The sequence below is a fragment of the Mesorhizobium sp. W067 genome, assembly GCF_054719525.1.
Genome location: NZ_JBTTII010000001.1, coordinates 5,008,369 through 5,028,932, shown reverse-complemented (window position 1 = coordinate 5,028,932; position 20,564 = coordinate 5,008,369). Strand labels below are relative to the sequence as shown.

At 63.2% G+C, this 20,564-nt stretch carries 24 protein-coding genes; 10 read left to right on the top strand and 14 right to left on the bottom strand.

Annotated elements, in window-relative coordinates; all coding sequences use genetic code 11:
- Positions 1-7: 7 nt before the first annotated feature.
- The 9 genes from ACYG97_RS24650 to ACYG97_RS24610 form a co-directional block, all read right to left on the bottom strand.
- Positions 8-1,099, bottom strand: coding sequence for a 3-deoxy-7-phosphoheptulonate synthase (locus tag ACYG97_RS24650; protein WP_023732717.1), 1,092 nt, complete (start codon positions 1,097-1,099; stop codon positions 8-10).
- 474 nt (positions 1,100-1,573) lie between these two features.
- Positions 1,574-1,996 carry a type II toxin-antitoxin system VapC family toxin gene (locus ACYG97_RS24645; protein WP_023732718.1) on the bottom strand — a complete coding sequence of 141 codons (423 nt, stop codon included), beginning with the start codon at positions 1,994-1,996 and terminating at the stop codon, positions 1,574-1,576.
- Positions 1,993-2,256, bottom strand: a complete 264-nt coding sequence (locus ACYG97_RS24640) for a type II toxin-antitoxin system Phd/YefM family antitoxin (protein WP_023732719.1) — start codon at positions 2,254-2,256, stop codon at positions 1,993-1,995. The genes ACYG97_RS24645 and ACYG97_RS24640 overlap by 4 nt, the downstream gene beginning before the upstream one ends.
- Before the next feature lie 71 nt (positions 2,257-2,327).
- On the bottom strand, positions 2,328-3,122 hold the full coding sequence (locus ACYG97_RS24635; protein ID WP_023732720.1) for an SDR family oxidoreductase: 795 nt from the start codon (positions 3,120-3,122) through the stop codon (positions 2,328-2,330).
- Between the two features lie 30 nt (positions 3,123-3,152).
- A complete protein-coding gene (gene iolG, locus ACYG97_RS24630) occupies positions 3,153-4,148 on the bottom strand; it encodes an inositol 2-dehydrogenase (RefSeq protein WP_023732721.1) in 996 nt (331 codons plus the stop codon).
- Between the two features lie 113 nt (positions 4,149-4,261).
- A complete protein-coding gene (locus ACYG97_RS24625; protein ID WP_027049093.1) occupies positions 4,262-5,044 on the bottom strand; it encodes an ATP-binding cassette domain-containing protein in 783 nt (260 codons plus the stop codon).
- A gap of 2 nt (positions 5,045-5,046) precedes the next feature.
- Positions 5,047-6,123, bottom strand: a complete 1,077-nt coding sequence (locus ACYG97_RS24620) for an ABC transporter permease (protein WP_023710443.1) — start codon at positions 6,121-6,123, stop codon at positions 5,047-5,049.
- Positions 6,124-6,230: 107 nt separating this feature from the next.
- Entirely contained in the window at positions 6,231-7,172 is a 942-nt protein-coding gene (locus tag ACYG97_RS24615; RefSeq protein ID WP_023684065.1) for a sugar ABC transporter substrate-binding protein, read from the bottom strand.
- Positions 7,173-7,544: 372 nt separating this feature from the next.
- Complete coding sequence (locus tag ACYG97_RS24610; protein WP_023732722.1) at positions 7,545-8,576, bottom strand: LacI family DNA-binding transcriptional regulator; 1,032 nt, start codon at positions 8,574-8,576, stop codon at positions 7,545-7,547.
- A 174-nt stretch (positions 8,577-8,750) separates the two neighbouring features.
- Here ACYG97_RS24610 and ACYG97_RS24605 point away from each other — a divergent pair, with 174 nt between their 5' ends.
- The 3 genes from ACYG97_RS24605 to ACYG97_RS24595 all read left to right on the top strand — a co-directional run bounded on the left by ACYG97_RS24605 (position 8,751) and on the right by ACYG97_RS24595 (position 11,489).
- Positions 8,751-9,854, top strand: coding sequence for a fatty acid desaturase family protein (locus ACYG97_RS24605; RefSeq protein ID WP_023732723.1), 1,104 nt, complete (start codon positions 8,751-8,753; stop codon positions 9,852-9,854).
- Between the two features lie 86 nt (positions 9,855-9,940).
- A complete protein-coding gene (locus tag ACYG97_RS24600; RefSeq protein ID WP_023732724.1) occupies positions 9,941-10,255 on the top strand; it encodes a MocE family 2Fe-2S type ferredoxin in 315 nt (104 codons plus the stop codon).
- Positions 10,256-10,271: 16 nt separating this feature from the next.
- Positions 10,272-11,489 carry an NAD(P)/FAD-dependent oxidoreductase gene (locus ACYG97_RS24595; RefSeq protein ID WP_023732725.1) on the top strand — a complete coding sequence of 406 codons (1,218 nt, stop codon included), beginning with the start codon at positions 10,272-10,274 and terminating at the stop codon, positions 11,487-11,489.
- A gap of 132 nt (positions 11,490-11,621) precedes the next feature.
- Here ACYG97_RS24595 and ACYG97_RS24590 read toward each other — a convergent pair whose 3' ends face one another.
- The 5 genes from ACYG97_RS24590 to hslV form a co-directional block, all read right to left on the bottom strand.
- Positions 11,622-12,578 (bottom strand): DUF1402 family protein, encoded by a 957-nt coding sequence (locus ACYG97_RS24590; protein WP_023732726.1) that lies wholly within the window; start codon positions 12,576-12,578, stop codon positions 11,622-11,624.
- 323 nt (positions 12,579-12,901) lie between these two features.
- Entirely contained in the window at positions 12,902-14,215 is a 1,314-nt protein-coding gene (gene hslU, locus ACYG97_RS24585) for an ATP-dependent protease ATPase subunit HslU (protein WP_023703756.1), read from the bottom strand.
- 4 nt (positions 14,216-14,219) lie between these two features.
- The gene (locus ACYG97_RS24580; protein ID WP_023695986.1) at positions 14,220-14,819 is read right to left on the bottom strand and encodes a DUF2585 domain-containing protein; all 600 of its coding nucleotides are present in this window, start codon (positions 14,817-14,819) and stop codon (positions 14,220-14,222) included.
- Between the two features lie 4 nt (positions 14,820-14,823).
- Positions 14,824-15,351: a GNAT family N-acetyltransferase gene (locus ACYG97_RS24575; RefSeq protein ID WP_023703757.1), complete on the bottom strand. Its 528-nt coding sequence runs from the start codon at positions 15,349-15,351 to the stop codon at positions 14,824-14,826.
- The gene (gene hslV / locus ACYG97_RS24570) at positions 15,341-15,892 is read right to left on the bottom strand and encodes an ATP-dependent protease subunit HslV (protein WP_023672322.1); all 552 of its coding nucleotides are present in this window, start codon (positions 15,890-15,892) and stop codon (positions 15,341-15,343) included. Before hslV ends, ACYG97_RS24575 begins: the two co-directional genes overlap by 11 nt.
- 256 nt (positions 15,893-16,148) lie before the next feature.
- Here hslV and hisB point away from each other — a divergent pair, with 256 nt between their 5' ends.
- Genes hisB through hisF form a run of 7 tightly spaced genes read left to right on the top strand, consistent with a single transcriptional unit; the run spans position 16,149 to position 20,559 of the window.
- Positions 16,149-16,748, top strand: a complete 600-nt coding sequence (gene hisB, locus ACYG97_RS24565) for an imidazoleglycerol-phosphate dehydratase HisB (protein WP_023724184.1) — start codon at positions 16,149-16,151, stop codon at positions 16,746-16,748.
- Between the two features lie 4 nt (positions 16,749-16,752).
- Positions 16,753-17,229, top strand: a complete 477-nt coding sequence (locus ACYG97_RS24560) for a DUF2628 domain-containing protein (RefSeq protein WP_023703758.1) — start codon at positions 16,753-16,755, stop codon at positions 17,227-17,229.
- A 1-nt stretch (position 17,230) separates the two neighbouring features.
- Entirely contained in the window at positions 17,231-17,881 is a 651-nt protein-coding gene (hisH, locus tag ACYG97_RS24555; RefSeq protein WP_023703759.1) for an imidazole glycerol phosphate synthase subunit HisH, read from the top strand.
- Position 17,882: 1 nt separating this feature from the next.
- Entirely contained in the window at positions 17,883-18,173 is a 291-nt protein-coding gene (locus ACYG97_RS24550) for a DUF1330 domain-containing protein (protein WP_023703760.1), read from the top strand.
- Positions 18,174-18,176: 3 nt separating this feature from the next.
- Positions 18,177-18,923 (top strand): 1-(5-phosphoribosyl)-5-[(5-phosphoribosylamino)methylideneamino]imidazole-4-carboxamide isomerase, encoded by a 747-nt coding sequence (hisA, locus tag ACYG97_RS24545; protein WP_023703761.1) that lies wholly within the window; start codon positions 18,177-18,179, stop codon positions 18,921-18,923.
- Positions 18,920-19,756, top strand: coding sequence for an arginase family protein (locus ACYG97_RS24540; protein WP_023681410.1), 837 nt, complete (start codon positions 18,920-18,922; stop codon positions 19,754-19,756). Before hisA ends, ACYG97_RS24540 begins: the two co-directional genes overlap by 4 nt.
- Positions 19,753-20,559 carry an imidazole glycerol phosphate synthase subunit HisF gene (gene hisF / locus ACYG97_RS24535; RefSeq protein ID WP_023703763.1) on the top strand — a complete coding sequence of 269 codons (807 nt, stop codon included), beginning with the start codon at positions 19,753-19,755 and terminating at the stop codon, positions 20,557-20,559. The genes ACYG97_RS24540 and hisF overlap by 4 nt, the downstream gene beginning before the upstream one ends.
- Positions 20,560-20,564 lie beyond the last annotated feature (5 nt).

The window sequence follows — 20,564 nt, the reverse complement described above, 5'->3', positions numbered from 1 at the left end:
CCTCGTATCAGGCGGCGCCCGGCCGGTTCTCCATCATGGCGCGGCGGGCTGAGCGGCGCCATTCTACGGCGCCGGCGAGGCCGTGCAGCACCGTCTCGGTGGTCGCCCAGTCGATGCAGCCATCTGTGATGCTCTGGCCATAGACGAGCGGCTTGCCGGGCACGACATCCTGACGGCCGGCAACGAGATTGCTCTCGATCATGAGGCCGATGATGCGTTCGTCGCCCGCCGCGACCTGACCGGCGACATCCGCCGCCACCTTGGGCTGGTTCTCCGGCTTCTTGGCCGAGTTGGCGTGGCTGACGTCGATCATCAGCCGGGGTGCAACGCCGATGCGGGCGAGTTCGGCCGAGGCTGCCTCGACGCTCGCCGCATCGTAATTCGGCTGAACGCCGCCGCGCAGGATGACGTGGCAGTCCTCATTGCCGGTAGTAGTCGCAATGCCGCTGCGTCCGCCCTTGGTCACCGCCATGAAATGATGCGGCTGGGCGGCGGATTTCACCGCCTCGGCGGCGATCCTGAGATTGCCGTCGGTGCCGTTCTTGAAGCCGACCGGGCAGGACAGGCCGGAAGCCAGTTCGCGGTGGATCTGGCTCTCGGTGGTGCGCGCGCCGATGGCGCCCCAGGCGACGAGATCGGCAATGTATTGCGGCGTCGTCATGTCGAGAAATTCGGTGGCCGAGGGCAGGCCGAGATTGTTGACCGCCGACAGCACGTTGCGCGCCATCCGCAGCCCCTTGTCGATGTTGAAGCTGCCGTCGAGATCGGGATCGTTGATAAGGCCCTTCCAGCCGACGGTCGTGCGCGGCTTTTCGAAATAGACCCGCATGACGATCTCCAACCGGTCGGACAGGGTCTCGCGCAGCGCCACTAGCCGGCTGGCATAGTCAACGGCCGCGACCGGGTCGTGGATCGAACACGGGCCGACGATGACAAGCAGCCGGTCGTCGGTGCCGTTCAAGATGGCATGGGTGGCGTTGCGTGATGCGCTCACGGTGCGCGTTGCCGTCAGCGTGCGCGGGATCTCCCGCATCACCTCGTCCGGCGTACTCAATTCTCGGATTTCCTTGACCCGAAGATCGTCTGTGGTGGTCAACACGGCTTTCTGCTCCTGTTTTTAGGAGACCTGCCGGCTGATACAAAAAAGCCGCCAGGTCTGGCGGCTGTTCGGACTTGTTGCTGCAATCTTCAGATCGAGCGCAATCCTCCCGCCGCCAGCGAGCTGCTAAAGTACCAATACGAGGCGGTCAGGTTGATCATCAGGCGTCATATAGTCGATGCCGAGGCGCTTGTCACGTGGGGTATGCGGAGACAATTCGGGATGGGCCGAATCCTCGCGATTTCGTCATCCCTGGGCGGAGCAGGAGCGAAGCTCCGTCGCGGAGACCCTGGGATCCATTCCGTGACCTGGGCCGTGGAGTGCGGCGGAGCAGAATTCTGGACCGTAGCAGCGCTCTGAAGTCGCGGCATGGATCCTCGGGTCTGCGCTGCGTCGCTACGCTCCTTGCTCCGCCCGTGGATGACGAAGTGCCGGCGGTTTCGCCAATCGCCAACACGTATAACGCGGAGCGGCTCATGCCGTCCAGGGATCGAAGAGTTCAAGCCCAAAGCCTTCGAAATCTTTCGTATTGCACGTTGCCAAGGTGAGCTCGTGCGCAATCGCAGTGGCTGCGATCAGGCCGTCCATCGACGACAGACCACGACCGCGGCGCTTGGCAAGACCCATCAGGTCGCCCCAGGCCAAGGCAACTGCATCGTCCACCGGCAAAACCCGCTGTTCGAAGCGCTGGGGCAGGTCCCGGGCGAGCCATTCGGCCAGCGCCTCGCGTTTACGGCCCTCATCCATCGGAGAGACGCCGCGCCGGATCTCGGCGATCGACACTACGCTGATGAAGGAGCGGTCCTCATCAAGCTCGTCCAGCCAGCCCAGGACACTTGCGTCAGGCGCTGGCCTCGTCACCTCGGACAGGACATTCGTGTCGAGCAGCAGTCTCACAGCGGCAGGTCACGCGGTTCGTCGCGCTGACGTTCAAGCTCGAGATCGGCGCCGCGCAGCGGCGAGCCCAGCAGGAACTCGGCAAGCGTACCCTTGCGTGCGATCTTGCGCTGCCATTCCTCGGCCGAGACGACAACCACGCTTGGTTTGCCGTTCTTGGTGATCGTCTGCGGCGAGGACTGTGCGCGCTCGATGACCTCGGAGAGCCGGGCTTTTGCCCCGGCAACCGTCCAGTTGGTGTCTTTGGATGACGTTAGCATCGCATGCTCGTGACTAGCCTGACTATCATGACTATGTGGGAATGGCGATGTTGCTGCAACAGGGTTTGAGGCTACTCCGGCGAGGTCCCCGCGACGTTCTGGTCGTAGTCAACCAGCGAGCCGGTCATGACACCGGATTGCGGGCTGGCCATGTAGCTGATCAGCCGCGCCAGTTGGTCGGGCTTCACCAGTTGGCCCATGGGCTGGCCGGCCTCTGCCTTTGCCAGCCAGTCGTCGGAGGCACCGTGCCATTTCTTCTGCACGATGTCCTCGCCCTCGGTGTCCATCCAGCCCGGCAGCACGGCGTTGCAGCGGATGCGGTTGAAACGATAGGCGTTGGCGACGTTCTTGGTCAGCGTCGCCAGCGCACCCTTGCTCGAGGAATAGGGCGCCAGGAAGGACTGGCCGCAATGCGCCGACATAGACAGCACGTTGACGATCGAGCCCGGCGCCTTCTGGTCCAGGAGATGGGCCACCACGCCCTGCATCAGGAAGAACGGGCCGCGCACGTTGGTCTGGAAAATCTGGTCGAAGGTCTCCTCGGAGGTTTCGACCAGCGACCCGCGCGCGGAGGTGGCTGCGGCGTTGACCAGCGCGTTGATGGTGTCGAAATGCGAGATCGCGGTTGCCACCGCGCGCTTGCAGTCCGCCACTTTCGAGACGTCGGCGCTGATGAAGATCGCATCGACGCCGGCCTTCTTGAAGTGGGCGACCGCCTTGTCGCCCTTCTCCTGCGAGCGGCCGATGAGCGCCAGCGCTTTGCAGCCCTCGTCGGCCAGCGCTTCGGCGACGGCAAAGCCGATGCCTTGCGCGCCGCCGGTGACGATGGCGCGCGTCTTCGAATTGCGATCGGCGGATGTGCTCATCGCTCTGCTCCTGTGCCTTGGTTCCGGTTCTTACTTGTCGAGACGGACGGTCTTGCCTGATGTCGCCGACTTCAGCGCGGCATCGGCCAGCTTCAGCGCCACGAGGCCGTCGGCGCCGCTCGGCGATGCCTTCTTGCCCGAGGTTGCAGCAGTGATGAAAGCGGCAATCTCGATGGCGTAGGCGTCGAGATAGCGGGTCATGAAGAAGTCGTGCAGCGGCGGGCGCGTATAGCCCTTCTCATTGGCGACCTCGATCGACACCGGCCGCTGGTTCTCGGCGGCGACCATGCCCTTGGAGCCATGCACCTCGATGCGCTGGTCGTAGCCATAGGTGGCGCGGCGCGAATTGGAGATGACGGCCTGCTTGCCGGACGCGGTTTCGAGGATGACGCTGACAGAGTCGAAATCGCCCGCTTCGCCGATCTTCTCGTCGACCAGAACCGAGGCATGGGCGCTGACCGCCGCCACCTCTTCGCCGAGCAGGAAGCGCGCCATGTCGAAATCGTGGATGGTCATGTCGCGAAAAATGCCGCCCGAGCGCTTGATGTAATCGACCGGCGGCGCGCCCGGATCGCGCGAGGTGATGGTGACCATCTCGACAGTACCGATGGCGCCGTCGTCGATCGCCTTGCGCACGGCGGCGAAGTGCGGATCGAAGCGGCGGTTGAAGCCGACCATCAGCGTCGCCTTGGCCTTGTCGACCACGGCCAGGCACTTCTCGACGCGCTTGACGTCGAGGTCGATCGGCTTCTCGCAGAAGATCGCCTTGCCGGCCTTGGCGAAACGCTCGATCAGATCGGCATGGGTGTCGGTCGGCGTGCAGATGACCACGGCGTCGATGTCCTTGGCCTTCTCGATCGCGTCGATGGTGCGCACTTCGGCGCCATAGGCGGTTGCCAACTCGGTCGCCGCCTTTTCAAAAGCGTCGGCAACGGCCACCAGTCTGGCCTGCGGGTTGGAGCCGACGGCGCGGGCATGGACCTTGCCGATGCGGCCGGCACCGAGGAGGGCGAAACGAACAGTCATGGGGTATTTCCTCTAGGGGGATGGGTTCGAGAGAGTTGTGTCTCCACCTTCCTTTTGAGAAAGGTGGCAAGATAATTTTTCGAGCACGCCAGAAAACAGGATGACCATCCTGTTCAGGCCGCGAGTTCCGCCTCCCCGGTCTTGGCGCCGGTGATGTAGGAGACGATGTCGTTGCCGTCGGTGTTTTCCTTGCGCAGGTTGGCGACGATGCGGCCGCGCCGGAAGACGACGATGCGGTCGCACAGGTCGAACACCTGGCGCATGTTGTGGCTGATCAGGATCAGCGGCTCGCCATTGTCCTTCAGCGTGCGGATGATGTTCTCGACCTGCGCCGTCTCCTGCACGCCAAGGGCTGCCGTCGGCTCGTCCATGATGATCAGCTTGGAGGCGAAGGTCGCGGTCCGGGCGATCGCAACGCACTGGCGCTGGCCGCCCGACATGTGGCGAATGGTGTTGGACAAATTGGGGATTTTCACTGCCGTGCGGATCAGCGCCGCCTCGGTCGCCTTGCGCATGTATTTGCGGTCGAGGATCGAGAACGGCCCGAGATTGAAAAGCACCTTTTCGCGGCCGAGGAACAGGTTCGACGGCACGTCGAGATCGTCGGCCAGCGCCAGGTTCTGGAACACGGTCTCGATGCCCGCCGTGCGCGCTTCGATCGGCCCGGCAAAATTCACTTCCCTGCCGTCGAACCAGATCTGGCCACTGGTGCGTTGCTCGACGGCGGTGATCTGGCGCACGAAGGTCGATTTGCCGGCGCCATTGTCGCCCATGATGGCGACATGCTCGCCCTTGCGCAGCTCGAAATTCGCGCCTTCCAGCGCGTGCACGCCGCCATAACGCTTGGTCAGGTTTTCGGTCTTCAGGACGATGTCTGTCGTGGAGATATCTGGCATGGTCAAGCCCTCAATGCCCGCATGCGCTGGCGCCATTGGTCGAGAACGACCGCGCCGACGATGATCACGCCCTTGACCATCTCCTGATAGTAGGCGTCGAGGCGCAGGAAGGTGAAGCCGGAAATGATGACGCCGAAGATCAGCGAGCCGATCACGGTGCCGACGATCGAGCCGCGACCGCCCGACAAAGAGACGCCGCCGATGACCGCCATTGCGATGGCGTCTAGCTCGTACATGACGCCCATGCCGGACTGTGCCGTCAGGTTCTTGGAGGAGAGCACGACGGCGGCCAGCGCGGCTAGGATGCCGGCAATGACGTAGACGAGGATCTTGTGGTTGGCGATCTTGATGCCCGACATGCGCGCGGCATCCTCGTTGGAGCCGATGGCATAGCAATGCTTGCCGTAGCGTGTGTAGGTCATGATCAGCTGGAACAGCACCGCCAGCGACAGGAAGATGATGACCGGCATCAGGCCCTTGCCGATACCAGCGAAACTTTCGGTCGGAAACGAGATCGGCTGACCCTTGGACCACCATTTGGCAATGCCGCGCGCGGTCACCATCATGCCGAGCGTGGCAATGAACGGCGGAATGCGCGTGTATGCAATCAAGGAGCCGTTGACGAGACCGGCGAGCAGACCGCAGCCGATGGCGACCAGTACCGGCACGACGACCGGCAGGTCGGTCCAGCCTTGCGCCAGGAACATCGCCTTGGGGTTGGGGTTACCGTTGACCGTCGCCACCTGGGCAAAACTCATGGCGATCATGGCGGTGGCGCCGACGATCGAGCCCGAGGACAAGTCGATGCCGCCGCAAATGATCACCTGCGTGACGCCGATGGCGATGATGCCGACGATCGACACCTGCAGGATGATGATCTGCAGGCGGGCCTCATTGAAGATCCCGGCGACGTTGTCGCGCGTGTTGAACAGGAAGCTGTCGCCAAGAAAGATGCGGCCGATCATTTCGAAGATGACGACCAGAATGACCAGCGCCAGGAAGACGTTGAATTCGGCCGGCCATGTCCGCCTCTTCGCGTCATAGCTGACCCCGCCGACGCCATGAGATGTCTGTGACATGTCTGTCCTCCGTGAGGCGGCATTTGCCCTCCCGCACGTAAGGGCGGTGAGGGAAACGGGAGCGGCGCGATTGATGCGCCGCTCCGTTAGTCGAACGAGTCGCCGGCTCAGTTCTTCTTCAGGAACTTGTCGATGTTGGCTGGCGTCACGAGTTGGAAGGGCACGTAGACCTTGTGCTCGACCTTCTCGCCCTTGGCGAGCTTCAGCGCTGCGTCCAGAGCGCCGGCGCCCTGGCCGGCCGCATCCTGGAACACGGTGGCATCGAGGTCGCCGGCCTGCATGGCGGCAAGCGCGTCCTGCGTGGCGTCGACACCGCCGACGACGACCGTCTTCATGTCGATGTTGGCGGCCTTCATCGCCTGGATGGCGCCGATGGCGCTTTCGTCATTGTTGGCGATGACGCCGTCGAACGGCTTGCCGGTCGACAGCCAGTTGGTCATCAGGTTCTGCGCTTCGTCGCGGTTCCAGTTCGAAGTCTGCTTGTCGATGATCTTGATGAAGCTGCACTCCGGCGTGGCGATCACCTCTTCGATGTCCTTGGTGCGCTGCACGGCGGCCTGGTTGGAAAGCTCGCCCATGATGACATAGACATTGGCCTCCTTCTTGCCGGCCTCGGTGAACAGGCGGCAGACTTCCTTGGTCTCGAGCGTGCCGGAATCGGCCTCGTTCGACGCGACGAAGGCCTGGTTGTCCGGCAGCGTGTCGACATTGACCGGCTGGCGGTTGACATAGACCAACGGGATCTTGGCGGCTGCGGCGGCGTCCGACATCGCCTGCGTGGCCGAGGTATCGACCGGGTTGACGATGATGGCGTCGACGCCCGAGGCGGCGAAGTTCTTGATCTGGTCGAGCTGCTTGGCGACGTCGTTCTGCGCGTCCTCGACCTGCAGTTCCACGCCGCTCATGCCCTTGGCCTGCTCGATCATGCCGTTGCGCAGCACGGTGAGGAAGTTGTCGTCGAACTTGGCCATCGACACGCCGACCTTGGCGGCAAAAGCGGACGAACTCATCAGCGCCGCAAAGGCGACGCCCAAAATCAGTTTCTTCATTGTGTTTCTCCTCCACATTGGTGTCCGGCTGCACCGATCTACCCGGAATCCCCGATAGCCCGAGGAATCGCTCCCTGATGCCTTCCTGTTCCGTATGGCGTTTTGTCCAAGGGATGGAACGCCAGGCTCCCAGTTTGAAACAGATGTTCCGGAACGAAAGAACCAAAATACCAATCTGATGAAATATTTATTCCATTTTTTCGCAAGACGTCAAGAGCGATTCCTAAGTCGGAAAGCGGATTTTCGGTCGCCGCGCCGCAATTTCACGTCGAATCGAGGCCGACAGCGGCCCAGGCCGAGTCTGAAGGCAGAATCTGATAGATTCTATCATCGCCGGAGAGCCCACGCCGAACGGGTCGGCGCGGCAACGCGTTAGATATTTTCCGGCAGATAGATGTCGAAGGGCAGAAAGGTCTGGCCCGGCGCGTTGGCGGCGCCGGCCTCGATGGAATGCGCCATCAGGTCGACAAGCTCGCGGCACAAGGCGGCGAGCGGCGTCGAGATCACCATTGTCAGGATGTTGTCGGCGAGTGCCGCGCGCGATTCGGCGTTGATCTCGTTGCAGACGACCACCGGCATGTTTGCGGGCTTCGCTGCGCGCAGCGCCGAGACCGCGCCTTCCATGCCGCCGCCGGCGACATAGCAGCCGGCAAGATCCGGATACCGCACCAGGAGATCGATCATCGCATCGTGGGTGACCTGGTTGGCTTCCAGATTGACCAGCGTTTCCATCACCGTGAAGTCCGGCGAATGTTCGCGGAAGAAGGAGCGAAATCCGATCTCGCGCAGTTCATGGCCGTGGAAGCGATGACTGCCGACGAAAAGGGCGACCTTGCCGGGGTTCTTTGCCGCCCTGGCGATCATCCAGGCCGCGGTGCGACCGACCTTGCGATTGTCGAGGCCGACATATCCCTCACGGATGCCAGCGGCAAAGTCGGACAGCAGCGAGAAGACAGGTTGCCCCCTCGCTTTCAGCGACTCCACGACCGCCGTCAGCGTCGGATGGTCCGGACCGACAACGGCGATTGCTCTGGATTTCGCTGCCAGCTTGCGCATCTGGGCGGCGATCTCGTCGGCGGCTAGCGAGCTGGCGAAATCGATGGTGGCGACGCCGCGGAAGCGCTGCGATTGCGAGACCGCCATTTCTAGCTCCCTCGCGAAATCGCCGTAAAAAACATCATTGCCCCGCAGCAGCAGAAAGCCGAGGCGGTATTCCGGCAATTCCTGGCGCATGCGCCGCTTGATCAGCCCGGCGGCGTGGTAGCCGATGCCGGTCGCCGCCTCATAGACGCGGCGCGCGGTTTCCTCGCGCACCGGCAGCCGGTTGTTCAGCACCCTGTCGACAGTGGCGACGCTAACGCCGGAGATGCGCGCCAGATCGGTGATGGTTGGCCGTTTTGCCATGACTGTCCCGCATGAGTGCCTGCAACTGCTTACATCGTTCTGATGGAAAATGATAGAAACTATCTTTGTGATATTGAGACTATCACCGCATGGCGCTATTTTGCGCTCGGACACAGGCGCCTGTAATGGACATATCCGTCCTGACGGATGCTGTGGCCGACGGAGGCAGCCCCTATGGAAGCGACACTATCCACACCACCGTCCCGGCGCGACTACAGCCTGATCGGCCGCGACGCCAAGCTCGCCGTCGAGACCGGCCTGTCGGCGGCCGAGTGGTATCACACCGATATTCCGCGCAAGCAGATGAAGGAGCTGATGCAGCGCTCCGATGGGCCGGCGATCCGCGACACCACGATCTGGCTCGCCGCGCTGATCCTGAGTGCCGCCGGCGGCGCCTGGTTCTGGGGCAGCTGGTGGTGCGTGCCGTTCTTCTTCGTCTATGGCGTCCTCTACGGCTCGTCCACCGATTCACGCTGGCACGAATGCGGCCATGGCACTGCCTTCCGCACCCAGTGGATGAACGACGCGGTTTACCAGATCGCCTGCTTCATGATCATGCGCAATCCGGTGACCTGGCGCTGGAGCCACACCCGCCACCACACCGACACCATCATCGTCGGCCGCGACCCGGAAATCTCCGTCATGCGGCCGCCGGACCTGTTGCGCGTCGCGCTTGCTTTCGTCGGCGTGATCGACGCCTGGAAGGCGATGTCGGACATGCTGCGCAACGCCGCCGGCAATATCAGCGCGGCGGAAAAGACTTTTATCCCCGAACAGGAGCAGCCTAAAGCCATTCGCATCGCCCGAATCTGGACGGCGATCTATGCCGTCACCATCGCGATCGCACTGTATTTCGGTTCATGGCTGCCGCTGATGCTGGTCGGGCTGCCCCGGCTCTACGGCGCCTGGCACCATGTCATGGTCGGCCTGCTGCAGCATGGCGGGCTGGCGGAAAATGTCGTCGACCACCGGCTGAACAGCCGCACCGTCTACATGAACCCGGTCAGCCGCTTCATCTACTGGAACATGAACTATCACGTCGAACACCACATGTTCCCGATGGTGCCCTATCATGCGCTGCCGAAACTGCATGCGCTGATCAAGCACGATCTGCCGGCGCCGACGCCGTCGATCCTGGCCGGCTACCGCGAGATGATCCCGGCCTTTTTGCGCCAGCTGCGCAACGAGGACTATTTCCTCAAGCGCGAACTGCCGCCGACGGCGCGGCCCTATCGCGAGGAATTCCACAACGACGCCGTCGCCGCCGCGGCGGAATGACGATCCTGTTAGACTGTTTGTTTTGACGCAATTCCGGACGGAAAACCGCTACGCACTTTTCCTGGAATTGCTTTGGGAGAGAAAAAATGAGCGACTGGGTCGAGGCCTGTGCTGCCGGCGACATCGATGAAGAGGATGTGATGCGCTTCGATCATGGCGGCCGCACCTTCGCCATCTATCGCAGCCCCGATGACGACTACTTCGCCACCGATGGCCTGTGCACGCACGAAAAGGTGCATCTGGCCGACGGGCTGGTGATGGATGACATCATCGAGTGCCCCAAGCACAATGGCCGCTTCAATTACAAGACGGGGGCGGCACGCGGCGCGCCGGTTTGCGTCAATCTCGCCACGCATCCGGTAAAGGTCGAGGCCGGCAAAGTGCTGATCCAGATCGGGTAGGACCATGCAGGCGGGAATGGTCATCATTGGCGCCGGCGAGTGCGGCGGGCGGGCAGCCCTTGCTCTGCGCGAACTGGGCTATGACGGGCCGGTGACGCTGGTGGGTGACGAACCCCATCTGCCCTATGAGCGGCCGCCCCTGTCCAAGGACGCAATGACGAGCGACGCGCCCGAGATCAAGGCGATCGCCAGCGACGAAATCCTGGCCGAGAAATCCATCCGGCATATCCATTCCGTTCAAGCGGTGGCGATCGACCGGCCGGAGCATACGGTGCGGCTGTCGGACGGTTCGGCCCTGCCCTACGACAAGCTGTTGCTGGCGACCGGCTCGACACCGCGCAAGCTGCCGATGCCGGGATTGGGGCCGCGCTGCGTCTACCTCCGCACCTTTGCCGACGCGCTGGCCATTCGCGCCCACCTCAGCCCGGCAAACCGCATCGCCATCATTGGTGGTGGCTTTATCGGCCTGGAGCTCGCCGCTTCGGCGCGCAAGCTCGGGGCCAGCGTCACGGTCATTGAGGCGCAGCCGCGCATCCTCATGCGCGGGGTGCCGGCGGAGATCGCTGAAATCATCCATCAGGCGCATGAGGCCGAAGGCGTGACCGTGCTCACCGGTCAGGGCATCGCTGATATCGCCGACGACGGCGCTGAGGTGCACATCATGCTCGCCGATGGGCAGGACATCGTCGCCGATCTCGCCGTCATCGGCATCGGCGCCGTGCCGGTGACCGGGCTTGCCGCGGAAGCGGGCCTGACCGTCGATAACGGCATCGCCGTCAATGGCGAACTCCAAACAATCGATCCCGACATCTTCGCCGCCGGCGATTGCTGCTCGTTTCCGCTCGCTGTCTATGCTGGCCGGCGGGTGCGGCTGGAAGCCTGGCGCAATGCGCAGGAACAGGGTGCGCTGGCCGCGAAGAACATGCTGGGCGCCCGCGAAGCGCATGCCGCGGTGCCATGGTTCTGGTCGGATCAGTATGGTTTGTCGCTGCAGATCGCCGGCCTTTCGGACGAGGGCAAAAGCACGGTCCGCCGCGATCTCGGCGACGGTGCTTTTATTCTGTTTCATCTGGCCGAGGATGGCAGGCTGGTGGCGGCGAGCGGCCTCGGTACGGGCAATGCCGTGGCGCGCGACATCAGGCTGGCCGAGATGCTGATCGCCAAGCGGGCTAGGCCGGCGCCGGAGGCGTTGGGGTCGCCGGATGTGAAGCTGAAGTCGTTGCTGGCAGCGTGAAGGACTGACTTACCCTCCCCTTGTGGGGAGGGTCGCTGCGAAGCAGCGGGGCGGGGTGCGGCACCGGCCCCCACCCGGACCTGCGGTCCGACCTCCCCACAAAGGGGGAGGTAGACGGCTGAGCTAAGCCCGCTAAAACAGCGCCTTCAGCTCGTCCAGCTTGTCGTTGACCAGCCAGCCGTAATAATTCTCCTCGGGCAGTTTGACCGCCTCACCCGCCGCGCGGCGCTTGTCGTTCTCGGCCTTCAGCGCATAGGCGCGCTGCTCGGGATTGCCGACATTGTAGAGCGTGGCGGTCAGCCCCGGATTGCCTGAGATGTCGAAGCCGGCAATGTTTTTGTAGGCGTCGATGGACTTCCTGATCGTCGCTGCGACGTAGGGCAATGTCAGGTCCGGATCCATGATGGTCTTGTAGACCCCATTGGGATCGCCGACATCGAGCTCGGGCAGCCCCGACACCTTGTGCACGAGATCGCTCATCTGCAGCGCGGTCAGCGGGTTGAGCTGGCCGAGGCCAAAGGTCTGGCCGGCATAGTAGGGCTGGAAGAAGGTTGCGCCGAAGCGGTCGTTGGGAAAGCTTGTGCCGCCGACGGTCTTGCCGCGGAAGGAGCGGTTCCACACCTGCTCGCGGCATTCCCACAGGTCGTAGCTGTCCGACATCGTGCACTTCTTGAATTCCGGCCGCTGCACGAAATCGGTGATGTCCTCTCCGTCATAGGCGAAGGACAGCTTGCTGGAGAGGTAGGAAATCGCCTTGACGTAGTAGGTCTGCAGCCGGTCGTAGGCGTCGACATTGTAGGTGTGCTCGCCGACGATGGCGCCGACGATGTGCAAAGGATTGATGCCGTAGGCAGCGGCGGCCTTCCTGATCTTGGCGCGCAGTTCGACGTCGTTCTGAAGCAAGGCGTAGACCTTGCGGTATTTGGCCTGGAAGGTGGTGTTGGTCGCCTGGGTGCGGCGGCTGGAGGCGCCCGGTATGTCGGGCTGCACGACATTGCGGTTGCCCGCCGGCACCAATGTCGCCGCGTCAGCCGCGAACAGCGTCGCCGCCAGCGTCAAGCCGAGAATGACAAGGATCAGTTTTTTCATGCGCCGCCGCCCAAGCAATTCCAGGAAAGTGTGAAACGGCTTTCCGTCCGGAATTGCGTCTAGAGAATTGCCGCGCAAACTAGGGAGTGCTCCCGGTTGAGTCGAGAGCGCCCTTGCACCCGGCAAGACGAAAGGTGGCCCGATGATACCATCCGGCCACACATCAAGCTGTTAGCCGGATTGTTGCCTAAGCATCGGCCCAAAGATCGAAACCGATTTTTGGAAAGTCCGATGCATCGATTCAATACTGCTAGAGCGACCTTTGCGTGTCCAAAGGACGCGCGGCGCTCTAATACCGGCGCCGGATGAACCGGCGCCCTCGTTTAAAGGATGAATCGCGACAAATCTGTGTTTCGCGAGAGGTCGCCGACATGCTTTTCCACATAGGCGGCATCGATGGCGACGCTGGTGCCGTTGCGGTCCGGCGCGTCGTAGGAGATCTCGTCCAGCACACGCTCCATCACCGTCTGCAGGCGTCTCGCGCCGATGTTCTCGACACTGGCGTTGAGGTCGACGGCAATGCCGGCCAGCGAATCGATGGCGTCGTCGGTGAAGGTGAGATCGACGCCTTCGGTCTTCATCAGTGCGATATACTGCTTGATCAGGCTCGCCTCGGTCTCGGTGAGGATGCGAATGAAATCGTCCTTCTCCAGCGCCCGCAACTCGACACGGATCGGCAGGCGGCCCTGCAATTCCGGCAACAGGTCGGAGGGCTTCGAGACATGGAATGCGCCCGAGGCGATGAACAGTATGTGGTCGGTCTTCAACGGCCCATATTTGGTCGCCACCGTCGTGCCTTCGATCAGCGGCAGCAGGTCGCGCTGCACGCCTTCGCGCGAGACGCCGGCGCCCATGCCACCTTCGCGCGAGGCGATCTTGTCGATCTCGTCGAGGAAGACGATGCCGTCATTTTCGGTCGCGTCGAGCGCCCGGCGCACCACCTCGTCCTGGTCGAGCAGCTTGTCGGACTCGTCGTTGACCAACAGCGCGTAGGACTCCTTGACCGTCGTCTTGCGCGCCTTGGTCTTCTTGCCACCCATCGCCTTCGACAGCATGTCGTTGATGTTGAGCACGCCGATATTAGCGCCCGGCATGCCGGGGATCTCGAAGCCGGGCATGCCGCCGGTGCCGGTGTCGGCAACCTCGATCTCGATCTCCTTTTCGTCGAGCTCGCCGTCGCGCAGCTTCTTGCGGAAGGAATCGCGGGTCGCCGGGCTCGCCGTCTTGCCGACCAGGGCTTCCAGCACGCGCTCCTCGGCATTGAGGTGCGCGCGCGCCTTCACGTCCTCGCGCATCTTCTCGCGCACCAGGCCGATGGCGATCTCGACCAGGTCGCGGATGATCTGCTCGACATCGCGGCCGACATAGCCGACTTCGGTGAACTTGGTGGCCTCGACCTTGACGAAGGGCGCACCGGCGAGTCGCGCCAGGCGGCGCGAGATCTCGGTCTTGCCGACGCCGGTCGGGCCGATCATCAGGATGTTCTTCGGCATCACCTCTTCGCGCATCTGGCCTTCCAGCTGCTGGCGGCGCCAGCGGTTGCGCAAGGCAATGGCCACGGCGCGCTTGGCGTCCTTCTGGCCGATGATGAAGCGGTCGAGTTCCGAAACGATTTCACGGGGAGAGAAGGTGGTCATATCACTAGATTCCACTTTGCCACTGCTTGATGGACTCGAACGGATGCAGCAGCATGATCACGTTGAGCGTCAGATTGTCCCGGATGAGGTAGCCGACACCCAGTTCGAAGATGAGGGCGAGGCCGACGATGCTCCATATAGGTAGCTTTCGCGCCATCACAAATCCCAGCACCATGGCCAGCGTGTCGGACACCGAATTGATGATCGAGTCGCCATAGTAATCCAGCGAGATGGTGCCGGCGCGGTAGCGCTCGATGATGAACGGGCTGTTTTCCAGGAGTTCCCAGCCGCCCTCGATGACGACGGCGAATGCCAGGCGCAGACCGATTGGCGAGCGCGGGAACAGGAACCAGGCCAAGGCGTAGAACAGGAAGCCGTGGATGATGTGCGAGAACGTGTACCAGTCGGAAATATGCTGGGAATTCTCCGAACTGTTCACCACACCGTGCCAGAGTTTGACGTAACCGCAGGTGCAGATCGGCGTGCGGCCCATGCCGTAAAGCGCGCCGGCCTGGAAGATGAGCAGAGCGAGCACGAGCAGAAGCCCCATCCGCCAGCTGTCTTCATAGGCCGAGTAATTTTTGGCAGTGCCCGGTGTCGCCATCAACTCATTCCCCTTCTTCCGCGTCGCTCTCTTCGGCATCGACGGCCATCAGCACGACGTCCCCATATCTAGAGTGTCTGCGATCGATAGCCCTGAAGCCCGCCTTTTCATAGGCGCGGATGGCGCGGCCATTGTCGGGATGCGGATCGATGATGACGCGCGGCGCGCCTTCCTCGAACAGTTGCTCGACGAATTGCCTGACGATAGCCGAGCCATGACCTTTGCCAACCAGGTCCGGCACGCCGATCGACAGGTCGATGCCGAGCGTGCCGAACGGCTGGTCGGCATAGGGATGGCCGTCCTCCAGATGCGGATCGTAGCTCTGCAGATAGGCGATCGGCCTGCCCTCGAGCTCGACGATCAGCGGCTCGACCGAAATCGAGTCGATGTTCTCCCTGATACCGGCAATTTCCGTCTCGGGGTCGTCCCACCATTCGGCGACATGCGGCTCGGCCAGCCAGCCGGCGATCATCGGCAGGTCTTTTTCGGTAACCGGTCGAAAATCATAGAGCACCGGCGGGTTAGCCGGCATCGAGCGTTTCGACAACAAAGTTGTTGTTGGTGTAGACGCAAATGTCGGAGGCGATCTGCATCGCCTTGCGGGCGATCTCCTCGGCATCCTTGTCGCTATCCATCAGCGCGCGGGCAGCGGCCAGCGCATAGTTGCCGCCGGAACCGATGGCCATGACGCCGAATTCGGGCTCCAGCACGTCGCCGGTGCCGGTGAGCGCCAGCGAAACCGACTTGTCGGCCACCAGCATCATCGCTTCCAGCCGGCGCAGATAACGGTCGGTGCGCCAGTCCTTGGCGAGCTCGACGCAGGCGCGCGTCAACTGGTCCGGATATTGTTCGAGCTTGGCTTCGAGCCGCTCCAGAAGGGTGAAAGCGTCCGCCGTGGCGCCGGCGAAACCGGCAATGACATTGCCGCCTTTGCCGATGCGGCGCACCTTTTTGGCGTTGCCTTTCATGATGGTCTGGCCAAGGCTGACCTGGCCGTCGCCGGCGATCACCACCTTGTTGCCCTTGCGCACCGTCACAATGGTCGTGGCGTGCATACTCAGTTCATTGGACATCTGCTGCTCCGATTCGCGCGATCCCGATGAGGCGATTGGCGCGGGATTTCGATCGGCCATATGTATGCATGGGGCTAACGATTGCAAACCGCCTCCGCCACGGCCGATAGCGATCCGCATCGCAACTGGCTATCGCCGGATCATGCTGCTAGAAGGCTTTCGTTTTCAAGCAAATGAGCGCCTGGAGGCATTGTCTTTTCGTTTCGCCCCGGTCAGTTGCCAAAAGTGTCGTATGCCCAAAGACAAGGACAAGGTCATGGCGTCCCGTTCCGCCGAAGTCAGCCGCAAGACCAAGGAAACCGAGATCAGCGTCTCGGTCGATGTCGACGGCACCGGAAAATCCGACATGTCGAGCGGCGTCGGCTTCTTCGACCACATGCTGAACCAGCTGTCGCGCCACTCGCTGATCGACATGACGGTAAAGGCCAAGGGCGACCTGCACATTGACGACCACCACACGGTCGAGGACACCGGCATTGCGATCGGCCAGGCGCTGGCCAAGGCGCTGGGCGAGCGGCGCGGCATCATGCGCTATGCCTCTGTCGACCTTGCCATGGACGAGACGCTGACGCGGGCCGCGATCGACGTGTCGGGCCGTCCGTTCCTGGTCTGGAATGTCGCCTTCTCGTCGCCCAAGATCGGCACGTTCGACACCGAACTGGTGCGTGAATTCTTCCAGGCGCTGGCGCAGAATGCCGGTATCACGCTGCATGTCACCAATCATTATGGCGCCAACAATCACCATATTGCCGAGACCTGCTTCAAGGCGGTGGCGCGCGCGCTGCGTTTCGCACTGGAGCGCGACCCGCGCCAGCCGGAAGCGGTTCCCTCCACCAAGGGATCTCTGAAAGGGTAGGCTGATGGCCATCTATGTCGTGATGGAACCGCCAGGCCGCACCGAGGCGGCCGACGCAACGATTTTGGTCCGCGACGGTTTTTCCTGGCTGGCTTTCCTGGTGGCGCCGCTGTGGCTCGCCTGGCACCGGCTTTGGATCGAGGCGGGGCTCGCTTTCGTCGCCATGGGCCTGCTTTCGCTGCTTGGCGAAAGACTGGGGCTGGATTGGGCTGGCTCGGCGCTGTCGCTGCTGGTGTCGCTCTATATCGGGCTGGAAGGCCAAGGGTTGCGGCTCGCAGCGCTGCGCCGCGGCGGCTGGCATGAATGGGGCGTCGTCGAAGCCGACAATCCTGACGATGCCGACATCCGCCAGTCACTGGACGCCGAGGCCCTTGCCGATGAGCCGGCGCCGCTGCCGCGCATCGTGCCGGACGCCAGCCTGGCCCGGCCGGCGCAGACCGGGCTGACGCTGGGCCTGAGCCATACGCCGGGAAAAGCCTGAGATGCGGGTCGCGATCATCGATTACGGGTCGGGCAATCTGCGCTCGGCCACCAAGGCCTTCGAGCGCGCCGCGCATGAAGCCGGCATTGCGGCTGCCATCGAGCTGACCGCCGATGCCGAGCGTGTGCGCAGCGCCGACCGCATCGTTTTGCCCGGCGTCGGCGCCTATGCCGATTGCGCGGCGGGCCTGCGCGGCGTCGCCGGCATGTGGGAAGCGGTGGAAGAGGTAGCGATCGCCAAGGCGCGGCCGTTCCTCGGCATCTGCGTCGGCATGCAGCTGATGTCGCAGCGCGGCCTGGAAAAGACCGTGACCAAGGGCTTCGGCTGGATTGCCGGCGACGTCAAGGAGATCACGCCCGCCGATCCGGCGCTGAAGATCCCGCAGATCGGCTGGAACACGATCGACCTCGACCGCAAGCACCCGCTGTTTTCCGGTATTGCGACCGGGCCCAAGGGTCTGCACGCCTATTTCGTTCATTCCTACCATCTCGACGCGACAAGGCCGGACGAAGTGCTGGCCGTTGCCGATTATGGCGGCCCGGTAACGGCGGCGGTCGAGCGCGGCAACCTTGCCGGCACGCAATTCCATCCGGAAAAGAGCCAGGCGCTCGGCCTGGCACTGATCACCAACTTCCTGCGCTGGAGGCCTTGAGATGAGCAAGAAGGGCTACTGGATGGCGATGGTCGATGTGACCGATCCGGAAAACTATCCGAAATACATCGCCGCCAACAAAGCGGCGTTCGACAAATACGGCGCGAAATTCCTGACGCGAGGCGGTCAGTCGTCAAGCCCGGAAGGGCCATCCGGCAATCGCCATGTGATCGTCGAGTTCGAAAGCTACGAGGTCGCGCTGGCTTGCTTCCATTCCCCCGAATACCAGGCAGCGCTGAAATTCCGGCGCGCTTGTTCGACCTCGCATTTCGCCATTGTGGAAGGGGTCTGAACGGTGATCCTGTTTCCGGCCATCGACCTCAAGGACGGCAAGTGCGTGCGGCTGAAGCACGGCGATATGGCGACCGCGACCATCTACAATGACGACCCTGCGGCCCAGGCCAAGGCCTTCGAAGAGCAAGGGTTTGAATGGCTGCATGTCGTCGACCTCAACGGCGCCTTCAAGGGCCAGAGCGTCAACAGCGCGGCGGTCGGCGCCATCCTCAAGGCGACGAAAAACCCGGTGCAGCTCGGCGGCGGCATCCGCACGCTGGCGCAGATCGAGGACTGGCTCGACCGCGGGCTGGCCCGCGTCATCCTCGGCACGGTGGCGGTGCGCGATCCCGACCTGGTCCGGGAAGCCTGCAAGGAATTTCCTGGAAAGATCGCCGTGGGCATCGACGCCAAGGGCGGCAAGGTGGCGGTCGAAGGCTGGGCCGAGGCCTCCAGCCTCGGCGTCATCGAACTGGCGCGGAAATTCGAAGGCGCCGGCGTTGCCGCCATCATCTACACCGATATCGACCGCGACGGCGTTCTGACCGGCATCAACTGGGATGCCACGATAGATCTCGCCGACGCGGTCTCGATCCCGGTCATCGCCTCGGGCGGGCTGGCTTCGATCGCCGACATCGTGCGCATGACCATGCCCGACGCGAAGAAACTGGAAGGCGCCATCTCCGGTCGCGCGCTCTATGACGGGCGCATCGATCCGGCCGAGGCGCTGGCGGTGCTGCAGCGCAAGGCGATGGAGACCCGGCCGTGAAAATCTCCATCATCCTGGCCTCCTATGACAGCGGCCACTATCACGGCGGCATGGGCCGAGGCCCGGATGCACTCATCGCCGGCGGGCTTGTCGACGCGCTGACGCTCTCCGGGCATGACGTCGTCGTCACCGATATCGGCAGGGTTGGCGACGAACAGCAGCGCGAGATCGCCACCGGCTTTGCCGTGTGCGGTGCCGTCTCCGGCGAGGTCCGCATCGCCATAGACCGCGGCCGGTTTCCCATCGTGCTGGCCGGCAATTGCCTGACATCGGCCGGTGCGGTTGCCGGCGAGGATGCCGATGCGATCATCTGGGCCGACCAGCATGGCGATCTCAACACGCCGGAGACGTCCATCTTCGGCTTTCTCGACGGCATGGCGCTGGCCACGGTTCTCGGCCTGTGCTGGAAGCCGATGGCCTCGGCCATCCCCGGCTTCAGGCCGATCGATCCGGCGCGCTGCGTGCTGGTCAACGCGCGCGATCTCGATCCGGCCGAAACGGAGCTGTTGAAGACGTTGCCGGTCATCCGCACCGAATGCCCGGACTGGGCGACGGCGAGCGGCAGGCTGAAGGCGCCGGATGCGAAGCGGGTGCACCTGCATCTCGATCTCGACGTGCACGACCCCGGTGCGCTGCAGGCCAACCGCTACACCACGCCCGGCGGCCCGGAGCCGAAACAGCTGCGCCAGGCTGTCTGCGGCATGGCCGGCCTGCTGCCGATTTCCGGCATCACCATTTCCGCCTACGATCCGGCGTTCGATGCGCAGGCCGAGGTTCCGCCGCTGGTCGGCGAACTGCTAAGCGAGTTGCTGGCGACGATGGAGAAGGGCTGATGCTGAAGGCCCGAATCATCCCTTGCCTCGACGTCAAGAACGGCCGTGTCGTCAAGGGCGTCAATTTCGTCGACCTCATCGATGCCGGTGATCCGGTCGAGGCGGCCAAAGCCTATGACGCGGCCGGCGCAGACGAGCTTTGCTTTCTCGATATCACCGCGTCGTCCGACAACCGTGAAACCATCTTCGACGTCGTCGCCCGCACCGCCGAACAATGCTTCATGCCGCTGACCGTCGGCGGCGGCGTGCGCCAGGTCGCCGATATCCGTAAACTGTTGCTGGCCGGCGCCGACAAGGTGTCGATCAACACTGCGGCGGTGAAGAACCCCGATTTCGTCGCCGAAGCCGCCGACAAGTTCGGCAACCAGTGTATTGTCGTGGCCATCGACGCTAAGAAGGTGTCGGCGCCGAAAGAGCCCGGCCGCTGGGAGATCTTCACCCACGGTGGCCGCGAAAAGACCGGCATCGATGCGGTCGAGTTCGCGCGAAAAATGGTCGATCGCGGCGCTGGCGAGATCCTGCTGACCTCAATGGACCGCGACGGCACCAAGGCCGGTTACGACATTGCGCTGACCCGCGCGATAGCGGATGCGGTGCGCGCGCCGGTGATCGCGTCGGGCGGCGTCGGCACGCTCGATCATCTGGTCGAGGGCATTCGCGACGGCCATGCCGGCGCCGTGCTCGCCGCCTCGATCTTCCATTTCGGCACTTACACGATTGCGGAAGCCAAGGCGCATATGGCCGCGGCCGGGCTACCGATGCGGCTGGACTACCCGGTTCAATCCACTCCACAAAGGCAGTAGGCTGC